This is a genomic window from Enterococcus sp. HMSC078F03 (assembly GCF_001811595.1).
In the GTDB taxonomy this organism is placed as follows: Bacteria; Bacillota; Bacilli; order Lactobacillales; family Enterococcaceae; genus Enterococcus; species Enterococcus faecalis.
Map to the genome: position 1 here is coordinate 74,748 of NZ_KV805560.1, position 668 is coordinate 75,415.

1 protein-coding gene and 1 tRNA gene are annotated in these 668 nt (G+C 37.1%); both read right to left on the reverse strand.

Annotated features, from left to right (window positions below):
- Nucleotides 1-7 precede the first annotated feature (7 nt).
- Nucleotides 8-79: transfer RNA gene (locus HMPREF2810_RS07645), tRNA-Trp, on the reverse strand.
- Nucleotides 80-456: 377 nt separating this feature from the next.
- Nucleotides 457-668: ArpU family phage packaging/lysis transcriptional regulator (locus tag HMPREF2810_RS07655; protein ID WP_083307133.1), on the reverse strand; the 212-nt coding region annotated here is incomplete at its 5' end.

Consider the following 668-nt stretch of genomic DNA (forward strand, 5'->3'; position numbering starts at 1 on the left):
CTACCTACTGGAACAATAGGACTCGAACCTATACCAACGATTTTGGAGACCGCTGCTCTACCAGTTAAGCTATATCCCATTAACACTCACAAACCTGTAGAAAAAAGAGAGGAATTACACCTCATTTCTTTATTTTTGAGAACGTATGATTTGTGAGTGATCATTGCAACTTACATAGCGCTATCTTGACAAGTGCTTTCAGCGTACGTCTACGTGTAAGCTTAATGCCAAGTTTATTGCAATATTTGCTACCTAGACTAAACGAGACAGAAAGAACTGGACTTTCCACATCCTTATTCTTTATTTTTTTGTAGGTAGCCTCCAAAGATAAGCGAAACGGAGCTAAGATAGGTAATGCATGCCTTACCCTCGTCTCCTTATCTTTCGACACTACCATAATAACATCTAAATATTGATAAAAACCGCCAACTTTCCGCCAAAAAACCGCCAAAAATTTTATTTATATGCAATTATTTTTCCATTTCGATACGCTTCGGCAAATTCAATTAAAGCATCTGATTTCATTCGTTGAATACTTCTTTCGGAATATCCAACTTCCCTAGCTATCTTGTAATTAGAGTAATGGTCCTGCACACAGAAACTATAATGCAAAATTTGTCTGCTAGTTAGGCTCAATGCCATAAGCGCAGATAAAATTGCATCTCTTT